The following is a 6,000-nucleotide window of genomic DNA, read 5'->3' on the forward strand; positions in this document are numbered from 1 at the left end:
CCCGAGAGGGCTCGTACGCCGGCGGGTTCCGACGTACGAGCGACGCTAGGAGCGCACGGGGACGGCCGGGGTGGACCCGACGTGACCCTGTGGAGAGATCGGTCGAGAGCGCCCCTGTGGACGGTCAGCGGGCCAGCGTGACCGTGATCGTCGAGTCGGCGCAGCCTGAGGCGAGCGAGCTCATCGCACTCTTCTCGGCGCTGTCGACGCTCAGCCCCCAGCGGTGCTTCACCGCGACCCACTCGCGCAGGTAGCGGCACTGCTGCTGCGGCGGCAGCCACTCCGCCACGTCCTGGTCGCCCTTGGACCGGTTCTGCGAAGCGGTGACGCCGACCAGGGTCCGGTAGTCGCCGAGGTCGTTGGCGTAGGCCTCCCGGGTCGCGCTCGACCAGGTGCCGGCGCCCGAGTCCCAGGCCTCGGCGAGCGGCACCAGGTGGTCGATGTCGAGGGCGGACGCGGACGTCTGCGAGACGCCGTCGTAGTAGGAGAACCAGCGGCCGCCGGAGATCGCGCACCCCGAGCCGACGCTCGGGGCCTCCTCCGCCTCGGAGATCAGGACCTCGTCGCGGGTGTCGCAGCCGTCGCCGTCGGCGTCCACCCAGTGCCTGAAGAGGTCGCGCGAGTAGCCGGTGCGCGACTCGGCCGCCGTGGGCAGGTCGGTGATGGCCCGACTGAGCGGCGCGGAGTAGTCCGCGGCGTACGCGGCGGTCGGGACGGCGACGAGCCCGGCGGAGACACCGGCGGACATCAGGACGGCGAGCAGCAGACGACGAACCATGGGGACTCCCGAGACGAGGTGGTCGTGCGGTCTCCTCGACCCTGTCGCCGAGTCGCCGTGCTGGCAAGGAAGCCGGACCGGAACACTCCGGTGAGGTTCCTCGCCGTGGGGAGTGGGTACATGGCTCGCGTGAACGCGCGCGCACCCGGCGACCTGCTCGACGGGAGGTACCAGCTGACGGAGCGGATCGGCTCCGGCGGCATGGGCACCGTCTTCCGGGCACATGACGCCCGACTCGACCGCACGGTCGCGATCAAGCTGCTCCACCCCGGCGATGTCGACGACGGGATGCGCGCGCGGCTGCAGGCCGAGGCCAGGTTCGCCGGGGCCCTCCAGCACCCAGGGATCGTCCAGGTCTTCGACTACGGCGAGGACACGACCGGACCGCAGCCGGTGCCGTACGTCGTGATGCAGTACGTCGAGGGCCAGCCGCTCGGCCAGATCCTGCGCGAGCGCGGCGCGCTGCCGCCCGCGACCGTCGCGGCCATGCTCCAGGACCTCGCCGCGGCCCTCACGGTCGCGCACGCCGCCGGGATCGTCCACCGCGACCTGAAGCCGTCGAACATCCTGGTGACCGAGACCGGGCGGGCCGTGCTCGTCGACTTCGGCATCGCCCGCTCCGACACCGCCGAGCCGCTCACCGAGACCGGTCAGATCCTGGGATCGGCCGACTACCTGAGCCCCGAGCAGGTCCAGGGCCGGCGAGCCTCGGCGGCCGCCGACATCTACGCGCTCGGCATCGTGGCCTACCAGTGCCTCAGCGCGACGTCGCCGTTCCGGCGGGAGACGCCGGCCGCGACCGCACTGGCCCGGCTGCAGGAGGACGCGCCGGCGCTCGGCCCGGACGTGCCGGCGGCCATGCGGACGCTCGTGCAGCGGATGACGGCCCGCGAGCCGGAGGTCCGGCCGACCGCGGCCGAGGTCGCGGCCTCGGCCGCCACGCTCGACCAGCAGCCCACCGTCGTGCTGCCCCCGATGGCGCCCGCCCCGGCCCGGCCCGCGCGCCGGTGGGACCGGCGCCGGCTCGTCGCCGTCGGCGCGGCCGCCGCGATCGCGATGACCATCGGCGGCGTCCTCGTCGTCCTGGGCGACGACGCGACACCCCCGGCCGGGGCCTCCGACCTCGTCGTCCCGTCCGTCGAGGGCCGGCCGGTGGCGAAGGCCACCCGGATCCTGGAGGCCGCCGGGTTCGGGGTCGATCCCCGACTGGTCGACGGACCCACCGAGGCCGGCAAGGTCCTGCACCAGTCACCGGCGCCGGGCGACTACACGGGCGGCGACCCGGCCACGGTCAGGCTGCGCGTCGCGTCGGGCTGGGTGGAGCTGGACGACGACGAGCTGGTGGGTTCGACGTACGACGCCGCCCGCCGCGCGCTCACCACGCTCGGCCTGACACCTCGTCGGGTCGACCGGCCGTCGTCGAGCGGAGTCGGCACGGTCCTCGCCGTCGACGACGAGGGGCGGCTCCGGCTCGGCTCGCCGGTGACGCTGACGGTCGCCACCACCGTCGTCGACACGGCACCGTCGCCCGCGAAGCACCACGGCCGCCACCAGCCGAAGAAGCACAAGCCGCCCAAGCAGAAGCACAAGCACGGCAAGCCGCCCAAGCCGGGGAAGTCGGGCAAGCCGGGCAAGAAGCACCACTGACCCGTACGCTGCGTTGTGGCGGGCGTCACTCGGGCGGCGCGGTCCGCCAACCGACCGAAAGGCTCAGCGTGGGCGCACTGATCGATCCGACGGGCACGGGGTTCCTGCTCGCAGAGAACCGCAGCATGCCGATGCACGTCGGTGGCCTCCAGCTGTTCGAGAAGCCCGCAGGGGCGGGCCGTGACTATGGCCGGCAGATGTACGAGTCGATGCGGGACGTCGAGGAGATCGCGCCACTGTTCCTCAAGCGGCCGCACCGGTCGCTGACGACCGCCGGGCAGCTCGTCTGGGTCGAGGACGAGCAGTTCGACATCGACCACCACATCCGGCACAGCGCGCTGCCGAAGCCGGGCCGGATCCGCGAGCTGCTCGACCTGAGCAGCCGGCTGCACAGCACCCGCCTCGCGTGGGAGCGGCCGCTGTGGGAGGCCCACATCATCGAGGGGCTCCGCGACGGCCGGGTCGCGCTCTACACGAAGGTCCACCACTCACTGGTCGACGGCATCTCGGCGATGCGGCTGGTGCAGAGCACCCTCAGCCCGGACCCCGACCTGCGCGACATGCCGCCGCCGTGGGACGCCCGGACCCGCCGCGACCGCGCCTCGCGCGTGCGCGAGGAGACCAGCCTGGCCGAGATCCCGACGCAGGTGATGCGCTCGGCGCTCGGCCTCTCCGCCGAGGCGGCCGGCATGCCGGCGGCGCTGATCAAGACGATCAGCAAGGGCGTGCGCAACGAGACCTCGGCGATCTCCCTCTACGCGCCGCGCACGATCTTCAACCAGAAGATCACCGGCTCGCGCCGGTTCGCCGCCCAGGACTGGCCGATCGCGCGACTCCAGGCCATCGGCAAGGCGACCGGCACCACCATCAACGACATCGTGCTGGCGATGTGCGGGGGCGCCGTACGCCGCTACCTGCTCGAGCTCGGCGAGCTGCCCGACACCCCGCTGGTCGCGATGGTGCCGATCGGCCTGAAGGCCAAGGAGTCCCACATCGCCTCGACCGAGGGCGGCAACGCGGTCGGCGCCGTGATGTGCCGGCTCGGCACCGACCTCGACGACCCCGCCGACCGGATCGCCGCCATCCACGCGTCGATGAACGACGGCAAGGAAGTGCTGTCGAGCATGACGCAGGCGCAGATCATGGCGATGAGCGCGCTCGGCCAGGCGCCGGCGATCGTCGCCCCGATGCTGCGGATGTCGGGCCTCGTGCGTCCGCCGTACAACCTGATCATCAGCAACGTGCCCGGCCCGCGGTCGACGCAGTACTGGAACGGCGCCAAGCTGGTCGGCCACTACCCGCTGTCGATCCCGATCAACGGGATGGCGCTCAACATCACCTGCATCTCCTACGACGGCAACCTGGGCTTCGGCCTGATCGGCTGCCGCCGGACCGTGCCGCGCCTCCAGCGGCTGCTGACCCACCTCGACGACGAGGTGGCCGCGATGGAGAAGGCGGCAGGCGTCTAGGCCACGCCGAGCGGCACTAGCGCTCCTCGAGCCCGCCGCCGACGACCTCGGCGACGGCGCGCAGCCGGGCGCGGGTGATGTCGGCGACGGTGAGCAGCCCGGCGTTCCGGGCGTTCGAGCCCTCGCGGGTCGGCTCGGCGGAGTTGACGCTGATGCAGCGCCGGGCGCCGCCGTCCGCGGCGTTCTGCAGGGCGACCGCGTGCCCCGTCGTACCGCTGCCCGCGAAGAAGTCGAGCACGATCACGTCGTCCGGCATGGTGCTGAGGATCCGGCGGATCAGGCCGGTGGGCTTGGGCGACTCGAAGACGTGGCCGACGATCGCCTTGAGCTCGGCGACCGCCGTATCGGTGGAGCCGACCTCCTCGGAGAGCCAGATGGTGCGGAGCTTCTTGCGGCGCCCGCCCGGCGTTGCGGGGTGCAGCCAGTCCTTCTGGAACACGTCGACGCGCTCGCCGCGCCGGCCCTTGATGCGGCGGCAGACCAGGTCGTCGGGGCGCTCGTCGATCAGCGGACGGCTCCATCGCCAGACCGCCGGCCGGCCGTCGCCGAAGACCGGTCCGATCTCGACCGCGCCCGCGAACTCGCTGGTGCTCACCCGCCCGGACTCGGGGTCACCCCAGATCGTGAAGTGCAGGGTGCGCGCTGTCGTGGGGTTGAACTTCTTGTTCGTGTTGCGCAGCGGCAGGTGGCGGTAGCGGCGGCCGTCGGGATCCGTCAGCGGGAAGTCGCGTTCGTCGACGGCTTCGTGGCTGCTCGCGTCGAGCAGCGTCTGCTTGGCATCCTTCGCGTAGACGAGGAGGTACTCATGACTCGTCGCGAAGCCCTTCCCGAGCTGGCGACCCTTGGGGTTGAGGTTGACGACGATCTGAGCGAGGAAGTTCGGCTCGCCGTACACCTCGTCCATGAGCAGCCGCAGGTACGCGACCTCGTTGTCGTCGATGCTGACGAAGATCGCGGCCCCGTCCTTCATCACCGCCCGTGCCGCCTCGAGCCGCGGCCGCATCATCGCCACCCAGGCCTGGTGCCGCGACTTCCTCACGCCGTCCTCACGGAAGTCGTCGTGGTAGGCGAAGTCGTTGCCGGTGTTGTACGGCGGGTCGATGTAGACAAGGTCGCACCGCTCGCCGAGCTGCGGCAGCACCTCGAGGTTGTCGCCCTCGATGAACGTGTTCCACGGCCGCGCCACGCGCCGACCCTAGTGCGCAGCACTCCGGTGGCTGAGGAAGGCGCGCAGCGCCCGTCTCGCCGGTGGTTGAGGAAGGCGCGCAGCGCCTGTCATCCCCGGTGGTTGAGGAAGGCGCGCAGCGCCTGTCTCGAAACCCCCGCAGCCGACCCGCCTCCCTGCCCTCGGCCTGCGGGCCGCTGCCAGGGATTTACAGAGTGGTGTGGTCGCCGTCCGCTTCGGTTGAGGCGGCGATTTCCAGCCCCGGCCGGCTTACGGGTCCGCTCGGGTCGACCCTCGTGGTCACCGTCGAAAGATTTTACTTTCCGAAATGCTCAGGACCCTGTGGACAACCGGGTTTTCGGGGTCTGACTGTCGGTGGTCGGTGCTTGGGTTGACCCATGGCAGCCACCCCGACTCTGGACACCGCGACTGCGGTGCTGGCTGCTGTCCGCGAGGACAAGTCCACGGCCGACGCGGCCGAGGTGCGGATGTTCCAGGCGGCCGTGGACTGGGCGGCGATGCACTCGGTGGACTCGATCGGGCCGGCCGCGGTGTGGGAGGGCGAGCTGCCCATCGCGGGTGAGGGTGCACCCCTGGTGGCGGAGTTCTGTGTCGCCGAGTTCGCGCTCGCGATCGGCAAGTCCACCGACGCGGGCCGGGCGTACCTGGGTGAGGCCGTCGAGGTCAGGTACCGCCTCCCCAAGCTCTGGGCCCACGTGGTCGCGGGCCGGGTGCCGGTGTGGAAGGCCCGCCAAATCGCGAAGGCCACCCTGTCCCTGCCCATGGAGGGTGCCGGGTTCGTGGACACCCACGTCGCCCCCGTCGCCGCCCGTCTGTCCTACGCCCAACTCGAACGCGTCGTGGAGGAAGCGCGGGTGCGGTTCGACCCCATCGAAGCCGAGGCCCGCCGCCTCGCGGCTGCGGACGGCCGGTGCTTCGAC

At 71.8% G+C, this 6,000-nt stretch carries 4 protein-coding genes and 1 pseudogene; 3 read left to right on the forward strand and 2 right to left on the reverse strand.

Going from position 1 to position 6,000, the window contains the following annotated elements; genetic code table 11:
- Positions 1–124: 124 nt before the first annotated feature.
- Positions 125–778: an HNH endonuclease family protein gene (locus PD653B2_RS09545; protein ID WP_085872151.1), complete on the reverse strand. Its 654-nt coding sequence runs from the start codon at positions 776–778 to the stop codon at positions 125–127.
- Positions 779–898: 120 nt separating this feature from the next.
- On the opposite strand from PD653B2_RS09545, the gene PD653B2_RS09550 reads away from it, so the two are divergent.
- Positions 899–2,425 (forward strand): protein kinase domain-containing protein, encoded by a 1,527-nt coding sequence (locus tag PD653B2_RS09550; protein ID WP_085872152.1) that lies wholly within the window; start codon positions 899–901, stop codon positions 2,423–2,425.
- 68 nt (positions 2,426–2,493) lie between these two features.
- Positions 2,494–3,894, forward strand: a complete 1,401-nt coding sequence (locus PD653B2_RS09555) for a WS/DGAT/MGAT family O-acyltransferase (RefSeq protein ID WP_085872153.1) — start codon at positions 2,494–2,496, stop codon at positions 3,892–3,894.
- A gap of 16 nt (positions 3,895–3,910) precedes the next feature.
- On the opposite strand, the gene PD653B2_RS09560 is transcribed toward PD653B2_RS09555, so the two are convergent.
- Positions 3,911–5,080 (reverse strand): site-specific DNA-methyltransferase, encoded by a 1,170-nt coding sequence (locus tag PD653B2_RS09560; RefSeq protein WP_085872154.1) that lies wholly within the window; start codon positions 5,078–5,080, stop codon positions 3,911–3,913.
- A 377-nt stretch (positions 5,081–5,457) separates the two neighbouring features.
- Here PD653B2_RS09560 and PD653B2_RS09565 point away from each other — a divergent pair.
- Positions 5,458–6,000, forward strand: a pseudogene (locus PD653B2_RS09565) (DUF222 domain-containing protein); the annotation flags it as partial.

The organism is Nocardioides sp. PD653-B2, assembly GCF_002117935.1.
Classification (GTDB): domain Bacteria; phylum Actinomycetota; class Actinomycetes; order Propionibacteriales; family Nocardioidaceae; genus Nocardioides.

What these genes read in the sequence shown, in the direction of transcription:
- PD653B2_RS09545 (WP_085872151.1), bottom strand. Translation starts at nt 778, where the DNA reads ATGGTTCGTCGTCTGCTGCTCGCCGTCCTGATGTCCGCCGGTGTCTCC.
- PD653B2_RS09550 (WP_085872152.1), top strand. Translation starts at nt 899, where the DNA reads ATGGCTCGCGTGAACGCGCGCGCACCCGGCGACCTGCTCGACGGGAGG.